This is a genomic window from Peribacillus simplex, from assembly GCF_030123325.1.
Classification (GTDB): Bacteria; Bacillota; Bacilli; order Bacillales; family DSM-1321; genus Peribacillus; species Peribacillus simplex_D.
On record NZ_CP126106.1, the window covers coordinates 5,351,890 to 5,370,847 of the forward strand.

Genomic DNA, 18,958 nt, shown 5'->3' on the forward strand with positions numbered 1-18,958 from the left:
TACAGGCAGACCAGTCGGTTATTAACCGATGGATCCTTCCATTTCGAACTTGATCAGACGGTTCATTTCAACCGCATATTCCATTGGAAGTTCTTTTGTAAATGGTTCGATGAAGCCCATTACGATCATTTCCGTTGCTTCTTGCTCAGAGATTCCGCGGCTCATCAAGTAGAACAATTGTTCTTCAGATACTTTGGAAACCTTCGCTTCGTGTTCAAGGGAAATGTTATCATTCAAGATTTCATTGTAAGGGATCGTATCAGATGTAGACTGATTATCCATGATTAATGTATCACATTCAATGTTGGAACGAGCTCCATCCGCTTTACGTCCGAAATGAACGATACCACGGTATGTTACTTTACCGCCCTGTTTGGATATTGATTTTGATACAATCGTTGAAGATGTATTAGGCGCTAGGTGAATCATTTTTGCTCCTGCGTCTTGGTGTTGGCCTTTGCCGGCAATGGCAATCGATAATGTCATACCGCGAGCGCCTTCACCTTTTAAGATGACAGCAGGATATTTCATTGTCAATTTGGAACCGATGTTACCATCGACCCATTCCATTGTTGCGTTAGCGTCACAAACCGCACGTTTCGTAACCAGGTTAAACACGTTGTTTGCCCAGTTTTGGATCGTCGTGTAACGGCAGTAAGCATCTTTCTTGATGACGATTTCAACAACCGCGCTATGAAGGGAGTTAGTCGTATAAACAGGTGCTGTACAACCTTCGACATAGTGAACGGATGCGCCTTCATCAACAATGATGAGCGTACGCTCGAATTGCCCCATGTTTTCAGAGTTAATCCGGAAATAAGCTTGAAGCGGAGTATCCACTTTAACGCCCTTTGGTACATAGATGAAAGATCCGCCTGACCAAACTGCTGAGTTCAATGCAGAGAATTTATTGTCAGTAGGCGGGATCGTTTTCCCAAAGTGCTCACGGAAGATATCTTCATTTTCACGAAGTGCTGAGTCCGTATCTTTAAAGACGATACCCAATTCTTCCAATTCTTCTTTCATGCTATGGTAAACCACTTCTGATTCGTATTGAGCAGATACGCCGGCAAGATATTTTTGTTCGGCTTCAGGAATTCCCAATTTATCAAAAGTCTGTTTGATTTCTTCAGGAACTTCATCCCAAGATTTCTCTGATTTCTCTGATGGCTTAACATAGTATGTGATTTCATCAAAATTCAGGCTCTGCATGTCGCCGCCCCATTGAGGCATTGGCATGTTGTAAAAATGCTCCAATGATTTCAAACGGAAATCAAGCATCCATTGAGGTTCATCCTTCATTCGAGAAATTTCTTCCACGATTTCTTTTGTCAGACCACGCTTTGAACGGAAGATGGAAACATCTTTATCCGCAAAGCCATATTTATAATCGCCGATTTCAGGCATTTTCTTTGCCATAGCTCGTATTCCTCCATTTTCAAATGGCTGAATTACAACAGCTCATTTTAGTTTAATTATTCCTTCAATCCCTTTTCCATGGCTTTCCAAGCTAAGGTAGCACACTTGATTCGGGCTGGGAATTTAGAAACACCTTGAAGGGCTTCAATATCCCCAAGGTCCATCTCATCGTCGTATTCTTTTCCCTGGATCATTAAGGAAAAAGTCTCGGATATCGCTAGGGCAGTATCAACGTCTTTGCCCTTAATGGCTTGAGTCATCATGGAAGCCGAACTCATGGATATCGAACAACCATCACCATCGAATTTAACATCGCTGACCTTGCCATCTTCAATCTTCATCGTTAAACGAATCCGATCGCCGCAAGTTGGATTATTCATATCGATTGTCATGCTTCCATCTTCTAGCATGCCCTTATTACGTGGTTTCTTATAGTGATCCATAATGACTTGACGGTAAAGTGTATCTAAGTTATCAAAAGACATTACTGAAATACTCCTTCGTTTTAACAAGCCCGGACACGAGCTTATCAATATCTTCTTCCGTGTTATATAGATAGAAACTTGCTCTTGCCGTCGATGATACGTCCAGCCATTTCATTAATGGCTGTGCGCAATGATGACCGGCACGGACAGCAATTCCATCTGCATCAAGAACGGTAGCGACATCATGTGGATGTACGTCATTAATATTAAAGGTTATTACACCCGCACGCTTTTCTGCATCTTTAGGACCGAATATGGTCAGCCCTTCGACAGCTGACATTTTTTCCATTGCATAAGCGGCGAGCTTATGTTCATGCCGTTCAATATTATCCAGGCCGATTTCTTCCAAGAAATCAATTGCAGCACCAAGACCGATGGCGCCGGCAATGATTGGGGTACCGCCTTCGAATTTCCACGGGAGTTCTTTCCATGTAGACTCATGCAAACCTACAAAATCGATCATCTCTCCGCCGAATTCAATCGGCTCCATTTTTTCCAGAAGTTCTTTTTTGCCATATAATACGCCGATACCTGTTGGACCGACCATTTTATGACCCGAGAAGGCAAAGAAATCACAATCCAGATCACGGACATCCACTTTTAGGTGCGGCGTGCTTTGCGCCCCGTCGACTACCATTACGGCACCGTGTTCATGGGCAATTTTCGCGATTTCCTTCACAGGATTGATGACACCAAGTACATTCGAAACCTGCATGATGGAAACGATTTTCGTTGCGTCCGTAATTGTTGCCCTAACATCATCAAGGGAAATCGTGCAATCCTCTTGAAGCGGAATATACTTCAGTACAGCGCCTTTTTCTTTGGCAAGCTGCTGCCACGGAATGATATTACTGTGATGCTCCATATAAGAGATGACGATTTCGTCACCCTCTTTAATATTTGCACCACCGTAACTTCTTGCTACAGTATTCAAAGAAGTCGTTGTGCCTCTTGTAAAGATGATTTCTTCTGTAGAAGAAGCATTAATGAATTTACGTACCTTTTCACGTGCACCTTCATACGCATCCGTAGCTTTTGTTCCAAGTGTATGCACCCCGCGGTGAACATTCGAGTTGTATCCGCGGTAATATTGCTCAATCGCTTCAATCACTGCAGCCGGTTTTTGAGAGGTTGCAGCACTATCTAAATAAACTAATGGCTGACCATTGACTTCTTGATCTAATATCGGAAAAAGCTTACGAATTTCGTATGGGTTCATTACTGTACTTTCCTTTCAATGACCGCTACTAATTGTTTTTTAACTCCCTCAATTGGAAGCTGGTTAACAACAGGGGCCAAGAATCCGTGAATGACAAGTCTTTCTGCTTCTTTCCTAGTAATACCGCGGCTCATTAAATAATACAGTTGAAGCGGGTCGACACGGCCGACGGAAGCAGCATGGCCAGCCGTTACATCATCTTCATCAATCAAGAGGATTGGATTGGCGTCTCCCCGTGCTTTTTCACTTAACATCAATACGCGTGATTCTTGTTCGGCATTTGACTTTGTAGCGCCATGCTCTATTTTCCCGATTCCATTAAAAATGGAGGATGCGGCTTCTTTCATGACACCGTGCTTAAGGATATAGCCCTCAGAGCGTTTGCCATAATGAATGATCGCTGTCGTAAAGTTCTGTTTTTGTTCCCCGCGTCCGACTACAACGGTTTTAGTATCACCGTGAGAGCCATCGCCCATTAGATATGTTGTATTATCTGATATCGTATTTCCATCGTTCATCAGGCCAAGTGCCCACTCAATACGAGCGTCACGTCCTGCCACCCCACGGCGGTTAACGTACGTCGTGAAGCCTTTAGAAAGGGTATCGACCGCTCCGTATTCCACTTTGGCATTCGCATTTGCAAACACTTCCGTTACGATGTTGGCAACCCCTTCGTTAGAGTCAACGCTTGAGAAGTAGTTCTCTACATATGTGACAGAGCTATTATCTTCCGCTACGATCAAGACATGGTTGAAAAGTGTAGTATCTGGATTATCCAATAGGAATACCGATTGGATCGGCTCTTTGATTTCTACATTTTTCGGAACATAAAGGAATGCTCCCCCATTAACTAATGCAGCATGAAGTGCCGTTAAACGATGTTCATCTATTTTAACGCCGTCTTTCATGAAATATTTTTGCACGAGCTCAGCATGGTCACGAGCCGCTGTTAAAATATCCGTAAAAATGACGCCTTGTTCTTTCACATTTGCTGACAGATTGATATGTGCCGGCGTATTATTGCGTTGAATGTATAAGTTTTCATTTTCTTCAATGATGGATTTAATTTCTTCCGGAAGCTCCTCTAAAGAGGCAAAAGCTTCACTTTCAACCGTATGAGTCTGGAAAGAAGTAAAATTCCATTTATCGATTTTCGTTTTATCCGGCTTTGGCATCGGGAGCTTTTCTAATTCAGAAAACGCTTGAATCCGAAGCTCGGATAACCAAGCTGGATCATTATTTTTAGTTGAATAGGAGCTTATATCCTCTTGTTCAAACGGTAATTTCGTTTCTGTAGTCATTGCAAATCCTCCTACTTACGCTTCTTCGCCAACAGTTTCGTCTTCAATGCCCAATTCTTGTTTGATCCAGTCATAACCTTCCGCTTCCAAGCGTGCAGCAAGTTCAGGACCGCCTGATTTAACGACACGTCCTTGCATCATAACATGTACAAAATCAGGAGTGATGTAATTTAATAGACGTTGGTAGTGAGTGATGATCAAGCATCCAAAGTCTTCTCCGCGCATTTCGTTGATTCCTTTTGAAACGACTTTAAGTGCATCGATATCTAGACCTGAATCAATCTCATCCAAGATTGCAATTTTAGGTTGGATCATCATTAATTGAAGAATCTCGTTGCGTTTTTTCTCTCCGCCTGAGAATCCTTCATTCAAATAGCGTTGCGCCATATCTTCATCCATTTCAAGGAACTCCATTTTTTGGTCCATTTGACGGATGAATTTCATCAATGAAATCTCATCGCCTTCTTCACGGCGCGCATTAATGGAAGAACGCAAGAAGTCAGCATTTGTAACACCGCTGATTTCACTTGGATATTGCATAGCCAGGAATAGACCGACACGAGCGCGCTCGTCTACTTCCATTTCCAATACATCTTCGCCATCGAATGTGATGCTTCCGCTAGTCACTTCATATTTAGGGTGACCCATGATTGCTGATGATAAAGTGGATTTACCAGTTCCATTTGGTCCCATGATCGCATGGATTTCTCCACCTTTGACTTCAAGGTTTACCCCTTTTAAAATCTCTTTACCTTCAATTGATACGTGAAGATCTTTAACCGTTAATGTAGAAGCTGACATAATAATACCTCCGTGAACTAATTCCAATTTTATTACCAGAAAGTAAAGATTACTTTCCTTACTGTAATTTGCGTAAAAGCATTCTCACTTTATTCTCATTCCAATTTTATAACAAATCCAATTTGGAATCAACTAAATAGATAAGGGTTTCCACTTCCGCCATGTTTAAAACCCGTCCTATTCTTACAATACTAACAGATATAGCCTGTTTACTGCATATTCATACTTATTTTAGCCTTTGTTAAAATTATCTTATTATTCAGCAAATCTTCATCCTTATTAATATATGTTCGAAGAATTCGATTGCAAGGTATGAACGTTCCGCTTTAAAAAGAAAAAAATCGGACTGTCAGGCATTATGTAAGTTTATCCAATAAGGCACCCCTTATTTATGGACCACTTTCCATTTTACCTCTACAGACCGATCTTTTAAAGAACTCTTTTATATGCTTATCCGTGAATTTTGCGTTGTAGGTCCAAGACCATTTTGTTGCACTTTACATGTTCCCTATCCCGTTCTTTCTCAACCTCGATACGGAGGTCTAGGTTTCTACTGTACTCACTGTAGCCAATCCCATGTGAAGACTGCATCGCCTTTTCCATTTCGCTTGTTACATTTAAATCTAGAGTATTGATAGTGAACCATCCTTTCAAATTTGTGTATCATTTTAATGCCTTCATTACCTCTATACCCTTCACTTTCATGATTAAACATAAAAAAAACGGCCCGAATTAAATCATGCCGCCAGATTGTAGACAAACTGGATGTCATTTGACTTTAAATTTGGACGTTACTTTCCACTTCAGGCACTCGCTTTCCGCGGGCGGTCCGGGAGCCTCCTCGACGCTTCGCGCCTGCGGGGTCTCCCTTGGACTCGTTTTTCCCGCAGGAGTCTCGTACCTTCCATTCCAATCCACTAAGACTAAGCAATCAGATAGAACCACTTTGCCTAAAGTCTTTATTCGTTCCATGCGTAAAACGATTGAAGAAGTTGGAATCAACATGATACCGTTGGTTTTCAGGTTAAGTTTCCATGATAAGTGCCTCACCTCTAAGTTCGGAAAAAATTATGAGCGACGCATTATGTAAAAGCTGAACGAACAAAACAGTTTGCCTATTCATTCATGCGGCGACAGACTGTAACGGATTTATGTTGAGGACGATAGTAACACCCGGAAATATTCATGATAGTCGTTTCTTAAGAGCATCTGGTTGAACAAGTGATTGAGAAAGTTGGAAAACCTGAAGCTGGTTGACGCAGATGCAAACTAACAAAACACCAGCTATTCTCTGTACAAGTCCTCGAACAAAAGAAAGGTTCTTTCGCAACCGTTTTGGTTGTTATCTCTGCCCATCCGGCAATCAACAACAAATAAAGAGGCCTATCGTGAGTAAAAATCGCTTTACAAATCCAATAAAAAAATCAAAAAGGTTCCGGAATGAGAACATTCCGGAACCTTTTTGTTTACAAACTGCGGCCTTAATTAAATCAGGTCGCCATTCTTGAATTATTTATCCGCCGGTACAACTGCACCTTCGTATTTCTCAAGGATGAAATCTTGAATTTCTTTAGAATGCAATACTTCTACAAGTGCTTTGATTTCTTCTTTGTTTTCATCGCCTTTGTTTACAGCGATGACATTCACATAAGGTGATTCGGAATCTTCAATCGCAATTGAATCTTTCAATGGATTCAAGCCAGCGTCGATTGCATAGTTAGAGTTGATCAAAACAGCATCGCCTTCGCCGCTTTCATAAATTTTAGGAAGCAGGGCCGCTTCATAATCAGCATCGAATTTAAGGTTTTTCTTATTTTCAACGATGTCTTTAGTTGTAGCCGTCGTTTTATCGATGCCTTCTTTCAAAGTGATCAGGCCATTCTTTTCCAAAAGGGATAAAGCGCGTCCATGGTCAGCGACAGAGCTGCTCAAAATGATCGTTGCCCCATCAGGTAGTTTATCGATGCTTTTATATTTTTGAGAGTATAGTGCTATTGGCTCGATATGGATTCCGCCAGCATTGACGAAATCATATCCATTTTCTTTAATTTGCGACTCTAAGTAAGGAATGTGCTGAAAATAGTTAGCATCCAATTCCTTATCATTCAACGCCTTATTCGGTAAAACGTAGTCCTGGAATGTTTCGATTTCCAATTCGATTCCTTTTTCTTTAAGAAGCGGCTTAGCTTCCTCAAGGATTTCAGCATGCGGAACATTGGATGCCCCTACAACTAATTTCTTCGATTCTTTTTCCGTATCACTGCCGCTTTTATCCTTTTCACTTCCACAAGCAGCCAAAGCGATAGATAACACTAAAATTAATGCAAATCCTAAAAACTTTTTCATCCTATTCATCTCCTTTTATCTTTTGTCCAATTTAGATGTAATCACATCTCCAATAATTTGAATTATGAAGACGATAATTAGAATAACGATCGTCGCTACAAGCGTAACGTCATTTTGATTTCTTTGATAGCCGTCCAAATAGGCTAGATTACCAAGTCCGCCTGCACCGATGACCCCGGCCATTGCGGTATATCCAACCAATGCAATCGATGTTACCGTAATCCCGGAAATAAGGGCAGGCATCGACTCTGGAAGAAGGACCTTCCAAATGATCGTACTCGTTTTTGCCCCCATGGATTTAGCGGCTTCGATTACACCTTTATCGATTTCACGCAGGCCGATTTCAACCATACGCGCATAGAATGGGGCAGCCCCGATAATAAGTGCCGGCAATGCAGCGTTCTCTCCAATCATGGAACCGACAAGCGCTTTAGTGAAAGGAATGAGCAGCACGATCAAAATAAGAAATGGAATGGAACGGAATATATTAACGATAGCACTCATGACCCCGTTAATCACCCGATTTTCCCACATATTACCCTTCCCTGTCAGGAACAGTATCAATCCTAATATTATGCCTATAAAAAAGGTTGCCACTACAGAGACGCTTGTCATGTAAAGCGTTTCTTTCGTTGCTTCAATAATGTCTTCCCAATCAATATTCGGCAATAATTCTTCAAGCATGAGTAATCACCTCCACGCCTACCTGCTGTGCTTTAATGAATTCGATTGCGCGGAGCATTTCATCCTCTGTGCCATCAAGATGGATAAACAATGTTCCATATGAACCGCTTCTTGTTTGGGATATCTTACCTTGAACGATATTGACATCCAACTCGAAGTTACGTACAAGCTTGGTGATCAACGGGCTTTCTGCATGATCACCTACAAAGGTCAATTGAATCACTTTGCCTGCAGGATAACGTTCGAGCAAATGGTCCATCGTTTCTTTCGTTTCTTCTGGTTCCGTTACCTGTTGCACGAAACGCTTCGTCATTTGTTCTTTAGGATTCTTGAAAACATCCAGGACAGGCCCTTGTTCAACAACTTGCCCGTTTTCCATCACGGCGACGCGATGACAGATTTTACGTATTACATGCATTTCATGTGTTATCAAGACGATCGTCAATCCCAAGCGCTGATTGATGTCAACAAGCAATTCGAGTATTGAGTCGGTAGTCTGCGGATCCAAGGCAGAAGTCGCTTCATCACACAGCAGCACTTTAGGGTTATTTGCCAGAGCCCTGGCGATTCCCACCCTTTGCTTTTGCCCTCCGCTTAATTGTGAAGGATAGGCCTTTTCCCTGCCTTCCAGTCCGACTAACTTGATCAATTCGTTTACACGCTTGGTTCGTTCAGTTTTAGAAACTCCTGCAATTTCCAATGGGAAAGAAATATTTTCCTGAACGGTCCTTGACCATAATAGATTGAAATGTTGGAAAATCATGCTGATTTCTTGACGGGCCTTACGGAGCTGAGCCCCTTTAATTTTTGAAATTTCCTTCTCAGCCACCACTACGGAACCCTCTGTGGGGGTTTCCAATCCATTGAGCATTCTGATCAAAGTACTTTTCCCCGCTCCACTGTAACCGATGATACCGAAAATCTCGCCTTTATTTATTTCAACATTCACATTATTTACAGCCTTGATCGTCTCACTGTTCCCTTTTCCTGTTCGGAACAGCTTACTGACTTTCGTCAATGTAATCATTAATCCTCACCTCTTTTATCCAATAAAACCTATGAACTTAGTTGATTTCTCTACATTATTAGTCTGTTTCTCATATCATGCACATGTTTTCCCCATTAAAACAGAAAAAACCTTTCTGCATGAGCAGAAAGGCAGGTGAAGAAACAGGCCTTTCTCTCATCTTCCAAAGTAATTAAACTTTGTGTGAATTGGCACCTTTCCAAGGAAATCTCCTTGTCGGTTGCCGGGTTTCATCGGGCACATCCCTCCACCTCTCTTGATAAGAGCTAATATATAGAATATTTGTACATCATTAAGTTCTTTAGTATGGAGAAATTTTATCATAGATAAAAAAGGAGCGCAATGTATATTATTTCTAGTTCAAGAATGAACAGGAACTTTGCTTAAAGCGTTTTGGAGGTCAAGGAGACGATATTCGTCGCTTTTTCAATTGCCTGCTCCAAATCTTCTATTAAGTCGTCTACATTTTCAATCCCGATGGATAAACGGACTTGATCGGCACGCACACCCGCTTTCGCAAGACCCGCCTCATTCAATTGTTGATGGGTCGTACTGGCTGGGTGGATGATCAAGCTCTTCGCATCCCCTACATTCGCCACATGGGACCATAATTCCACCGAATTGATAAGTTTTGCCCCTGCTTCGCGATTACCCTGTATTCCAAAAGTCACGACTGATCCAGCTCCCTTAGGCAAATATTTATCCGCAAGGGCTTTATCGGGATGATCCTCATCACCAGGATGCGAAACCCAAGTCACGGCAGGATGGTTTTTTAAATATTCAATGACGGACTTGGTGTTTGATAGATGCTCTTTCATCCTTACATGCAGCGTTTCAAGACCAAGCGTAAACTGGAATGCACTTTGGGCACTTAGCGCAGGACCTAAGTCACGAAGTAACTGGACCCGGGCTTTCGTTATGAATGCGGCAGGTCCTACTGCCTCGGCGTATACAAGACCGTCGTAGCTTGGGTCAGGCTCCGTGAAGCCAGGGTAGTTTGGCGAGTTCCAATCGAACTTCCCTCCATCCACGATGACACCGCCTAGCGTCGTTCCATTTCCCAGAAGCCATTTTGTAGCGGAATGGATGACGATGTCCGCTCCAAAATCTATTGGTCTGCAAAGATACGGTGTTGCAAAGGTATTATCAATGATTAAAGGTATGCCGGCATCATGGGCGATTTCCGCTACCGCTTCAATATCAAGCACCCTCAAACTTGGATTACCGATCGTTTCGGCAAAAATGGCTTTAGTTCTTGGCGTAATCGCCCTTTTGAAATTTTCAGGGTCATCGGGAGAAACGAACTTCACTTTGACCCCATATTTAGGAAGAGTATTTTCAAAAAGGTTATACGTACCGCCATATAATGTAGAGGCTGAAACAATCTCGTCACCTGCAGCGGCAATATTCAGGATTGAAAGTGAGATGGCAGCCATTCCGCTTGATGTTGCCAATCCGCCGATACCGCCTTCCAACAAGGCCATTCTTTCCTCGAAAACGCTGACCGTGGGATTATGAAGTCGTGTATATATATAGCCATTCTCCTTTAGTCCAAATAAATTCGCTGCATGGTCGGTGTCCTTGAACAAGTATGCATTGCTTTGGTAGATAGGAACTGCACGTGCACCTGTTTCATCAGCTTGCAGACCGCCATGAACACTCAATGTTTCGAAACGTAACTTTTTCTCTGACATATGATTTCACCTTTTTCTATGAATTTAGTTGGAATTATATGATATCCGGCCTTTTATAAACAAAAAAACCACTTCAATAAGAAGAGGTCACAAGAACACACCTCATCTACCAGAGCCAACACTCTGCTGGAATTAGCACCGTATATAAAATTTATACCGGTTGCCGGGCTTCGTCGGGCCAGTCCCTCCGCCACTCTTGATAAGAACTATTAAATTCTGCCATTACTTAATTCAAAATATAGCATTTTAGAATAAATCAGTCAATGAATTGTTAGAATATTCTTTGTTTAATTCCAATCTCGCATTCAAATGGCCGCAACAAAGAAACCAATCATGGTTCTGATTGGTTTCTTAGATGATTTCCTTAAGCAATCCATACAAATAAGGAACGGATTGAAAGGCATATATTTTTTTGTGCAGCTTTCCTTTTTTGAAAAGCAATAAACAAGGCACACTTTCAATTTCATATGTTTCGGCAATTGCTTGAACATAGTTCATATTCATTTTGCCTGCCTTCAATTCCTGGAACAGCTCCAAGGATATCGTCAGCATCTTGGAGGCAACCTGACAAGTGCCGCATAAAGGCGTATATAAATATAAGCAAAAGGTTTCCCCATTTTCAACAGCAACCTTACACTCTTCTTCTTTCCATTCCTGCATCAATTAGTCGTTCACCCTTTGACTTAAAAATTTCATTTTCACATTCATATTGGCAGATAGTAGCACAGTTGCGATATGATGTTCGGGTGAGCTTTCCACTTCTTTGTACATTTTATTAATATACAGGTGGTTCGCTTCCGGCATTTCCCTTCGGAACTGCTTCCGCAGCTTTTCTCCTGATTCATCTGCGTCAAAAAGGAGATAAACATCACGATCCATCAATTCATCCACTAATTCATCCAGCTTGGTTAATGATATGGTCCCGTTCGTACATCTTATTTCCACATCTTCATTTAAAACGGAGGCAACTTTTCTTCTATCGGAACTGCCTTCTACAATGATCACTTTATCGAATTCGCCCCACTCCATGTCATCACTCCATCTCACGAATTATGTGCGCAACTGCCGCTGTACAAAATGAAAAAGAGAGCAGGCCTATTCAGTCCCCCCTCTCCTTCTTTTTAACCGTTGATTAAACTCTCATACTCTTCAGCGCTCATCAAGTTTTCAATATCACTGCTATTAGATGGTTCAAGCACGACCATCCATGCCTTTTCATAAGGAGACTCATTTACATATTCAGGGTTGTCACTTAAATCTTCGTTTACTTCAACAACCTTGCCACTGATAGGTGCATAAAGCTCAGAAACGGTCTTAACGGATTCAACACTTCCAAATGGTTCGTTCGCTTTCAATTCATCGCCGATTTCCGGAAGCTCAACGAATACGATGTCCCCAAGCTCGGACTGTGCGAAAGCTGTAATCCCAATGCGCACTGTTCCATCTTCCGTTTTGACCCATTCATGTTCTTTAGTGTAACGAAGTTCTTTTGGTGTTGTTGTCATTATTAACCCTCCATATGTACATCTTATTTTATCTATTCCATTATAAGGTAGATTGTTTGTTTAAGTAAGGAATTAACCAAATATTTTGTGAAATTTCAGTTCCAAACCTGTTCGAATTGCTCTTCTTTGAAACCTACCGTCACTTTGGTGCCATCTGTAACAATCGGCCTTTTCAGAAGCATGCCATCCGTGGACAATATATCAAGCATCTCTGCTTCAGAAGCTTCTTTCAGCTTATCCTTTAAGCCCAGCTCCCGATATTTTTGACCGCTGGTATTGAAAAACTTCTTCAATTCCAAATTGCTGATTTTATATAGTTGTTCTATTTCTGTTCGCGAAGGCGGATTTTCCGCTATATGGATCGCTTCATATTGCAGTTCATGATTATCCAGCCACTTCTTCGCGTTACGGCATGTGCCGCATTTTGGGTACCAATATAATGTTAAGCCCATCATTTCACCACCTATCAATAGAATACCCGTTTTCAGCACGCAATACAACGAAATGTCTTTTGAATTTCCGATGCGATTTCATCAAAGGAAATAAAGGGAATGCCTTTTCGGGCATTCCCTTTACAGATTCTGATTCATTGCTTAAAGAGCATATTTTTCCGCTTCGATCACCTTGATGGAAGCTTCACGTTTTTTCGCAATGACATTGATCGGATTGTGTCTTGTCAGCTTGCGGAGCGACGAAAGCATGATGCGAAGAGTATCGCCTGTTTCCACCGCAATCAACGTTTCTTTTGCATGTTGTTCTATTTCATTGAAGGCTTCCTGAACGAAGATTTCAGTGTAAAGCACTTTTTGTTTGTTCTTCTCCAGGCCTGTAGCTGCAATGGCTTTCTCCGTACGCAATACCACGGATTCAGCTGCATAGGCAAGGGATGCGATATCGGCAATGTTAGAGAGGATTTCTTGTTCTTGATCAAGAGTTTTGCCGTATTTCTGTGCCGCTAGGCCAGCTGCCAGAATACCGATTTTCTTAGCGTTCCTAACAAGCATTTTTTCTTGTGCCAGTGGCTCATCGCCAGGTTCTTCCGGCATCATCATCATTAATTCCTCTTGCAGGCCTTGAGCTTTTTGAAGAAGCGGCAATTCCCCTTTAAGTGCTTTCTTCAGGAAAGTTCCCGGGACAAGCAATCGGTTGATTTCATTCGTCCCTTCAAAGATCCGGTTAATACGTGAATCGCGATATGCTTTTTCAATTTCATACTCCTGCATGAAACCATAACCGCCATGAAGCTGTACGCCTTCGTCCGTAACATAATCCAATACTTCGGAAGCGAAGAATTTATTCAATGAACACTCAATGGCATATTCAGCAACTGCAGCCGCCATTGATTTCCCATCTTTCACTTGCTCATCCGTCAATTTGCTTTGTCTTTGATCATAAAGGCCAACGGTACGATACACAGAGCTTTCTGCTGCATAAATTTTAGCGGCCATTGTTGCAAGTTTTTCTTTCGTCAAGTTAAAACTGGAAATTTTCGTTTTGAACTGTTGACGTTGATTCGTATAAGCAACTGTAATCTCAAGGGCACGTTTAGATCCGCCAACCGCACCGACGCCTAACTTATAGCGGCCGATATTCAAGATATTGAAGGCGATTACATGACCTTTTCCTGCTACACCCAAAAGGTTTTCGACTGGTACATGTACGTCTTCAAGTATTAATGTACGTGTCGATGAGCTTTTGATCCCCATTTTCTTCTCTTCGGCACCAGTTGATACGCCTTCATATTCACGCTCAACAATGAAAGCGGAGAATTGTTCGCCGTCGATTTTGGCGTATACACAGAAGACATCTGCAAAACCTGCATTTGTAATCCATTGTTTTTCACCATTTAAAATATAGTGTGTTCCTTCTGCGTTCAATTTTGCCGTCGTTTTTGCTCCCAAGGCATCTGAACCTGAGCTTGGTTCCGTTAAGGCATACGCTGCAATCTTCTCACCCGTTGCCAGTAAAGGGAGATATTTTTTCTTTTGTTCTTCATTCCCGAATAATACGATCGGCAATGATCCGATACCTACATGTGCACCATGTGTAATTCCGAACCCGCCTGCAAGCGCCATTTTTTCCGTAATCAATGCCGAACTGATTTTATCAAGACCCAATCCGCTGTATTCCTCAGGAACATCAGCACCAAGTAAACCGATTTCTCCTGCATGTTTCAGTAATTTAACGGAACGGTCAAATTCATGGTTTTCTAAATGTTCAACCTGCGGCAGAATTTCATTCACTACGAAATCCTCGGCAGTTTTGGCGATCATTTTATGCTCATCAGAATAATCTTCCGGTGTAAACACTTGATCATACGTAATATCTTCCACTAAAAAGGCTCCGCCTTTAATGAGGTTACCTGTAGTTTGATTTGACATGTCATTTCCTCCTAAGTATTCAAGATGGTAAACCCGCCGGAAGCATGACAGCTTCCGGGAGGCGTGGGATTATGCCAATAATTCAAATACTCCGGCAGCACCCATTCCGCCGCCGATGCACATTGTCACGACTCCGAACTGTTGGTTTCTGCGCTTCATTTCATGAAGCAGGCTTAATGTCAATTTTGCTCCCGAACATCCTAGTGGATGGCCTAAAGCGATGGCTCCGCCATTTACATTGACAATCTCTTCATTCAATCCGAGCTCACGAATGATTTGAATGGATTGGGAAGCAAAGGCTTCATTCAATTCAAATAAACCAATATCCGATAACTCAAGACCTGCTAGTTTCAATGCTTTAGGAATGGCTGCAATCGGACCGATGCCCATAATTTCAGGCGGTACTCCCGCTACAGCAAAGGAACGGAACTTACCCATCGGTTTCATCCCTAATGAAGAGGCCTTTTCCCCATCCATGACCATCACCGCGGCTGCACCGTCACTCGTTTGTGACGAATTCCCTGCTGTTACGGATCCTGTAACAGAAAATGCAGGTCTTAGTTTTTTTAGCACTTCAGCAGTCGTGCCTGGACGAACGCCCTCATCCTGTGTAAAAGTAAATGACTTTTCCTTTAATTTAAGATCTGGGCCCACTGAACGGAGGGTCACTTCAACCGGTACGATCTCATCGGAAAACTTTCCTTCTGCAATGGCCTTAGCCGCCTTTTGATGACTTCTAACGGAAAATGCATCTTGATCGTCACGGGAAATGCCGTATTTTTTTGCAACGGCTTCAGCTGTATGACCCATGCCCATATAATATTCCGGTGCCGTTTCCGCAAGTCTCGCGTTCGGACGTGTTACATGGCCCATCATTGGCAAAAGGCTCATGGATTCCGCTCCGCCTGCAATGACTGTATCACTTTGGCCGAGCATGATTCTTTCCGCTCCATAAGCGATACTTTGCAGCCCGCTTGAACAGTAACGATTAATCGTTATGGCCGGTACTGTATAAGGCAATCCTGCCAATGCTCCAATGTTACGCGCCATGTTCAATCCTTGCTCCGCTTCAGGCATTGCACAACCGATAATCAGGTCATCTATGGTGCCTTCATAATTCCCTGCCCGCTTTAACGTTTCCTTTACAACAAGAGCCCCTAAATCATCAGGACGTACACTGGCAAGAGAACCTTTTTTCGCTCTTCCTACCGGAGTCCTTGCTCCAGCTACTATTACCGCTTCTTTCATGAGGATCCCCCTTACTCATTTTTAAGCTATCGATCTATTAATCTTCGTTTTGGCCATAATTTCATCTATTCATCAATTACGGAGTGGTTTACCTTTAACAAGCATGTGCTGCATCCTTGCCTGGGATTTCGGAGTCGAAATCAGTTTTAGGAAAGCCTGTTTTTCCAGGTTCAAGATATACTGTTCATCTACTTCCGTGCCAAATGGGAGTTTTCCTCCTGCCAGGACGTATGCAAGCTCTTTGGCTATGACAAGGTCATGATCTGATAAGAATCCTGAAAGGCGCATGGATTCCGCCCCTAATAGAAGTGCGGCATATCCAGTTTCACCTACGACAGGGATCTTTGTGCGGGCTGGAGCGGTATAACCTTGTTCATGCATGGAAAGTACCGCCTGTTTCGCATCATATAGCTGATGATCCGCATTCACGCTTATTCCATCAGCTGAATTAAGGAAATTATTCTCTCTCGCTTCCTCGGCTGAGGTCGAAACTTTTGCCATGGCGACCGTTTCAAATACTTGGTTGGCCACTTTCTGTAAGTCGAAGTCGACGCCCTTCGGCATATTCTTCAACGTCTTCACATAAAGTTCTTTAGTCCCGCCGCCGCCTGGGATCAAACCTACGCCAGCTTCCACTAATCCCATATACGTTTCGGTCGTTGCCTGGATGCGGGCTGCCGGAAGTGACACTTCAGCCCCCCCGCCAAGTGTCATATTAAACGGGGCAACCACTACGGGAACTGCACTGTACTTAATTTTAAGCATCGCCTTTTGGAATTGGCTGATGACCATATCGAGTTCAAAAATATTGTCATCCTGCGCTTCCATCAGCATCATTGCAATATTGGCGCCTACACAGAAATTCTTTCCTTGGTTTCCGATGACCAAGCCTTTAAAATTCGCTTCCGCCTCGTCGACCGCCGCATTGATCATTTGTATGATATCAAGACCGATTGCATTATTCGGTGAAGTGAATTCAAGAAGAGCCACTCCATCGCCGATATCCATCAAGCTAGCACCACTGTTTTTCTTGATTACGCCTTTTTGCTTCTTGATCGCTTTAAGATTGATCACTTTAGGATTTTCGACAAGTTCTTTATATTCACCATCATCATAATAGTGAACAATGCCATTTTCTTCTTTATAGAAAGAAGTGATGCCTTTAGCGAGCATATCCTTCACCCATTTCGGAACGGTGATGCCTTCCGCTTCCATTCGGGCTACCGATTTTTCCATACCTATCGCATCCCAGGTTTCAAAGGGACCTGTGGACCATCCGAAGCCCCATTTCATCGCTTGATCGATCGCCACGATGTCATCCGCGATGTCCCCAAGCAGCTGGGCAGAATACACAAGCGCCGGATTGAGAACATTCCAAAGTAATTGGCCTGCACGGTCTTCGCTATAAACAAGCGCTTTCATTTTATTTTCCAAGCCCTTGGCCTGTTTAGCCATTTCGATGGAAGGCGTTTTTAATCTTTTCCGTGCATCATATTCAAGGGTATCGGGATTCAGTTCAAGGATTTCCTTGCCTTTTTTCAAGAAAAAACCTTGGCCTGACTTGCTTCCAAGCCACCCATTCTTAAGCATTTCATTCATGAAATCAGGTATTTTGAAAACTTCTTTTTCTTCTCCATCCACCTGGTCATATACGTTTCTGGCAACATGTTCAAATGTATCCAATCCAACTACATCAAGTGTCCTGAAAGTAGCGCTAGTTGCCCTTCCAATCAACGGACCTGTAACCGAATCGACCTCACCGACACTGTATCCGCCTTTTTGCATTTCGCGCAAAGTGACCAATAAACCATAAGTTCCAATACGGTTTGCGATGAAGTTAGGGGTATCCTTGGCTTCGACGACACCTTTTCCCAGTACATCTTCGCCGAATCGTTTCATGAATTCGAGCACTTCTGGTGAAGTTGCTTTAGTAGGGATGATCTCCAACAATTTAAGATAACGCGGCGGATTGAAGAAGTGGGTTCCCAGGAAGTTCTTTTGAAAATCCTCCGAACGGCCCTCTGCCATCGCTTCGATTGAAATTCCGGATGTATTCGATGAAACGATGCTTCCCGGTTTACGATGCTGATCAACCTGGGCAAACACATTTTGCTTAACCTCAAGCTTCTCAACGACCACTTCGATGATCCAATCGACATCCTTTAAACGACTTATATCATCTTCCAGGTTTCCCGCCTCGATCAACGCAATGTTTCCCTTAGCCGAAAGCGGAGCTGGTTTCTGTTTTAAAAGTTTCGTAATCGCAGTTTGGCTGATGCGGTTACGCACTTGTTTATCATCTAATGTAAGTCCCTTTTTCTTTTCATCCTCAGTGAGTTCACGAGGTACAATATCCAATAGTAAAGTCGGAATGCCGATGTTAGCAAGGTGTGCAGCAATCCCTGATCCCATAACTCCTGACCCTAGAACAGCAGCCTTTCGTATTTGTCGAACCAAGTTTATATCCCCCTTACGCAATTTATTGAATGAATGTTCATTCATTTTTAATTCAAAAAAATTTTGAATATTTTTTCTTATTACTAATATAGAATATATTTGGAAATTCCGCAATGATTAAACAGGAAAAAAATATTTTTTTCTCCGCGTTATTTTGGTTATTTCTCCTCCGTTCAGCAAAAAATAACCGGGGCAGGAGGTGACCTATATAATGAAGCGTAAAGATAATCCTTCCAAAGCAGCCGTAAGCGCAGCAAGCGTTAAAGGCAATGCCGGACCTGGCGCCGAACGTCAACATGGAATCAATAAAGTGAACAGCCAGAACAATCAGTTCAAAAGATAATCCTTCTTAATTTGAGCAGCCGTTCCTTTTCCGGGGCGGCTCTCGCTT

At 42.6% G+C, this 18,958-nt stretch carries 17 protein-coding genes, 1 pseudogene and 2 riboswitches; of the genes and pseudogenes, 2 read left to right on the forward strand and 16 right to left on the reverse strand.

What is annotated here, in order from left to right; translation table 11 throughout:
- Positions 1-21: 21 nt before the first annotated feature.
- The 5 genes from sufB to sufC are packed head-to-tail and all read right to left on the reverse strand — an operon-like array spanning position 22 to position 5,225.
- A complete protein-coding gene (sufB, locus tag QNH43_RS25565; RefSeq protein WP_283916192.1) occupies positions 22-1,419 on the reverse strand; it encodes a Fe-S cluster assembly protein SufB in 1,398 nt (465 codons plus the stop codon).
- A 56-nt stretch (positions 1,420-1,475) separates the two neighbouring features.
- Complete coding sequence (sufU, locus tag QNH43_RS25570) at positions 1,476-1,904, reverse strand: Fe-S cluster assembly sulfur transfer protein SufU (RefSeq protein ID WP_076368171.1); 429 nt, start codon at positions 1,902-1,904, stop codon at positions 1,476-1,478.
- Entirely contained in the window at positions 1,894-3,123 is a 1,230-nt protein-coding gene (locus tag QNH43_RS25575) for a cysteine desulfurase (RefSeq protein ID WP_076368172.1), read from the reverse strand. The genes sufU and QNH43_RS25575 overlap by 11 nt, the downstream gene beginning before the upstream one ends.
- Positions 3,123-4,424: a Fe-S cluster assembly protein SufD gene (sufD, locus tag QNH43_RS25580; protein ID WP_283916193.1), complete on the reverse strand. Its 1,302-nt coding sequence runs from the start codon at positions 4,422-4,424 to the stop codon at positions 3,123-3,125. Before sufD ends, QNH43_RS25575 begins: the two co-directional genes overlap by 1 nt.
- 15 nt (positions 4,425-4,439) lie before the next feature.
- Positions 4,440-5,225 carry a Fe-S cluster assembly ATPase SufC gene (gene sufC, locus QNH43_RS25585; RefSeq protein ID WP_034310141.1) on the reverse strand — a complete coding sequence of 262 codons (786 nt, stop codon included), beginning with the start codon at positions 5,223-5,225 and terminating at the stop codon, positions 4,440-4,442.
- A 1,080-nt stretch (positions 5,226-6,305) separates the two neighbouring features.
- Between sufC and QNH43_RS27900 the strand changes: the two are divergent.
- Positions 6,306-6,586, forward strand: a pseudogene (locus QNH43_RS27900) (IS5/IS1182 family transposase); the annotation flags it as partial.
- A 148-nt stretch (positions 6,587-6,734) separates the two neighbouring features.
- Here the strand turns inward: QNH43_RS27900 and QNH43_RS25590 are convergent.
- From QNH43_RS25590 to QNH43_RS25640, 11 genes are all read right to left on the reverse strand, one after another.
- Positions 6,735-7,571, reverse strand: a complete 837-nt coding sequence (locus QNH43_RS25590; protein ID WP_283916194.1) for a MetQ/NlpA family ABC transporter substrate-binding protein — start codon at positions 7,569-7,571, stop codon at positions 6,735-6,737.
- 15 nt (positions 7,572-7,586) lie between these two features.
- Positions 7,587-8,255 carry a methionine ABC transporter permease gene (locus QNH43_RS25595; protein WP_076368176.1) on the reverse strand — a complete coding sequence of 223 codons (669 nt, stop codon included), beginning with the start codon at positions 8,253-8,255 and terminating at the stop codon, positions 7,587-7,589.
- On the reverse strand, positions 8,248-9,282 hold the full coding sequence (locus QNH43_RS25600) for a methionine ABC transporter ATP-binding protein (RefSeq protein WP_076368177.1): 1,035 nt from the start codon (positions 9,280-9,282) through the stop codon (positions 8,248-8,250). Before QNH43_RS25600 ends, QNH43_RS25595 begins: the two co-directional genes overlap by 8 nt.
- 153 nt (positions 9,283-9,435) lie before the next feature.
- Positions 9,436-9,548: riboswitch (SAM riboswitch) on the reverse strand.
- Positions 9,549-9,665: 117 nt separating this feature from the next.
- The gene (locus QNH43_RS25605) at positions 9,666-10,976 is read right to left on the reverse strand and encodes an O-acetylhomoserine aminocarboxypropyltransferase/cysteine synthase family protein (RefSeq protein ID WP_283916195.1); all 1,311 of its coding nucleotides are present in this window, start codon (positions 10,974-10,976) and stop codon (positions 9,666-9,668) included.
- Positions 10,977-11,075: 99 nt separating this feature from the next.
- A riboswitch (SAM riboswitch) is annotated at positions 11,076-11,182 on the reverse strand.
- 145 nt (positions 11,183-11,327) lie between these two features.
- The gene (locus tag QNH43_RS25610; RefSeq protein WP_283918452.1) at positions 11,328-11,636 is read right to left on the reverse strand and encodes a thioredoxin family protein; all 309 of its coding nucleotides are present in this window, start codon (positions 11,634-11,636) and stop codon (positions 11,328-11,330) included.
- 3 nt (positions 11,637-11,639) lie between these two features.
- Entirely contained in the window at positions 11,640-12,005 is a 366-nt protein-coding gene (locus tag QNH43_RS25615) for a toprim domain-containing protein (protein ID WP_048688210.1), read from the reverse strand.
- Positions 12,006-12,097: 92 nt separating this feature from the next.
- Positions 12,098-12,481 carry a glycine cleavage system protein GcvH gene (gcvH, locus tag QNH43_RS25620; protein ID WP_034310122.1) on the reverse strand — a complete coding sequence of 128 codons (384 nt, stop codon included), beginning with the start codon at positions 12,479-12,481 and terminating at the stop codon, positions 12,098-12,100.
- A gap of 95 nt (positions 12,482-12,576) precedes the next feature.
- Positions 12,577-12,933, reverse strand: a complete 357-nt coding sequence (locus QNH43_RS25625) for an arsenate reductase family protein (RefSeq protein WP_063234020.1) — start codon at positions 12,931-12,933, stop codon at positions 12,577-12,579.
- A 141-nt stretch (positions 12,934-13,074) separates the two neighbouring features.
- A complete protein-coding gene (locus QNH43_RS25630) occupies positions 13,075-14,862 on the reverse strand; it encodes an acyl-CoA dehydrogenase FadE (RefSeq protein ID WP_283916196.1) in 1,788 nt (595 codons plus the stop codon).
- Between the two features lie 69 nt (positions 14,863-14,931).
- On the reverse strand, positions 14,932-16,110 hold the full coding sequence (locus QNH43_RS25635) for an acetyl-CoA C-acetyltransferase (protein WP_283899384.1): 1,179 nt from the start codon (positions 16,108-16,110) through the stop codon (positions 14,932-14,934).
- A 72-nt stretch (positions 16,111-16,182) separates the two neighbouring features.
- A complete protein-coding gene (locus tag QNH43_RS25640) occupies positions 16,183-18,567 on the reverse strand; it encodes a 3-hydroxyacyl-CoA dehydrogenase/enoyl-CoA hydratase family protein (protein ID WP_283916197.1) in 2,385 nt (794 codons plus the stop codon).
- 208 nt (positions 18,568-18,775) lie between these two features.
- Here QNH43_RS25640 and QNH43_RS25645 point away from each other — a divergent pair, with 208 nt between their 5' ends.
- The gene (locus tag QNH43_RS25645) at positions 18,776-18,910 is read left to right on the forward strand and encodes a YuzL family protein (RefSeq protein WP_072273724.1); all 135 of its coding nucleotides are present in this window, start codon (positions 18,776-18,778) and stop codon (positions 18,908-18,910) included.
- Positions 18,911-18,958: the final 48 nt, after the last annotated feature.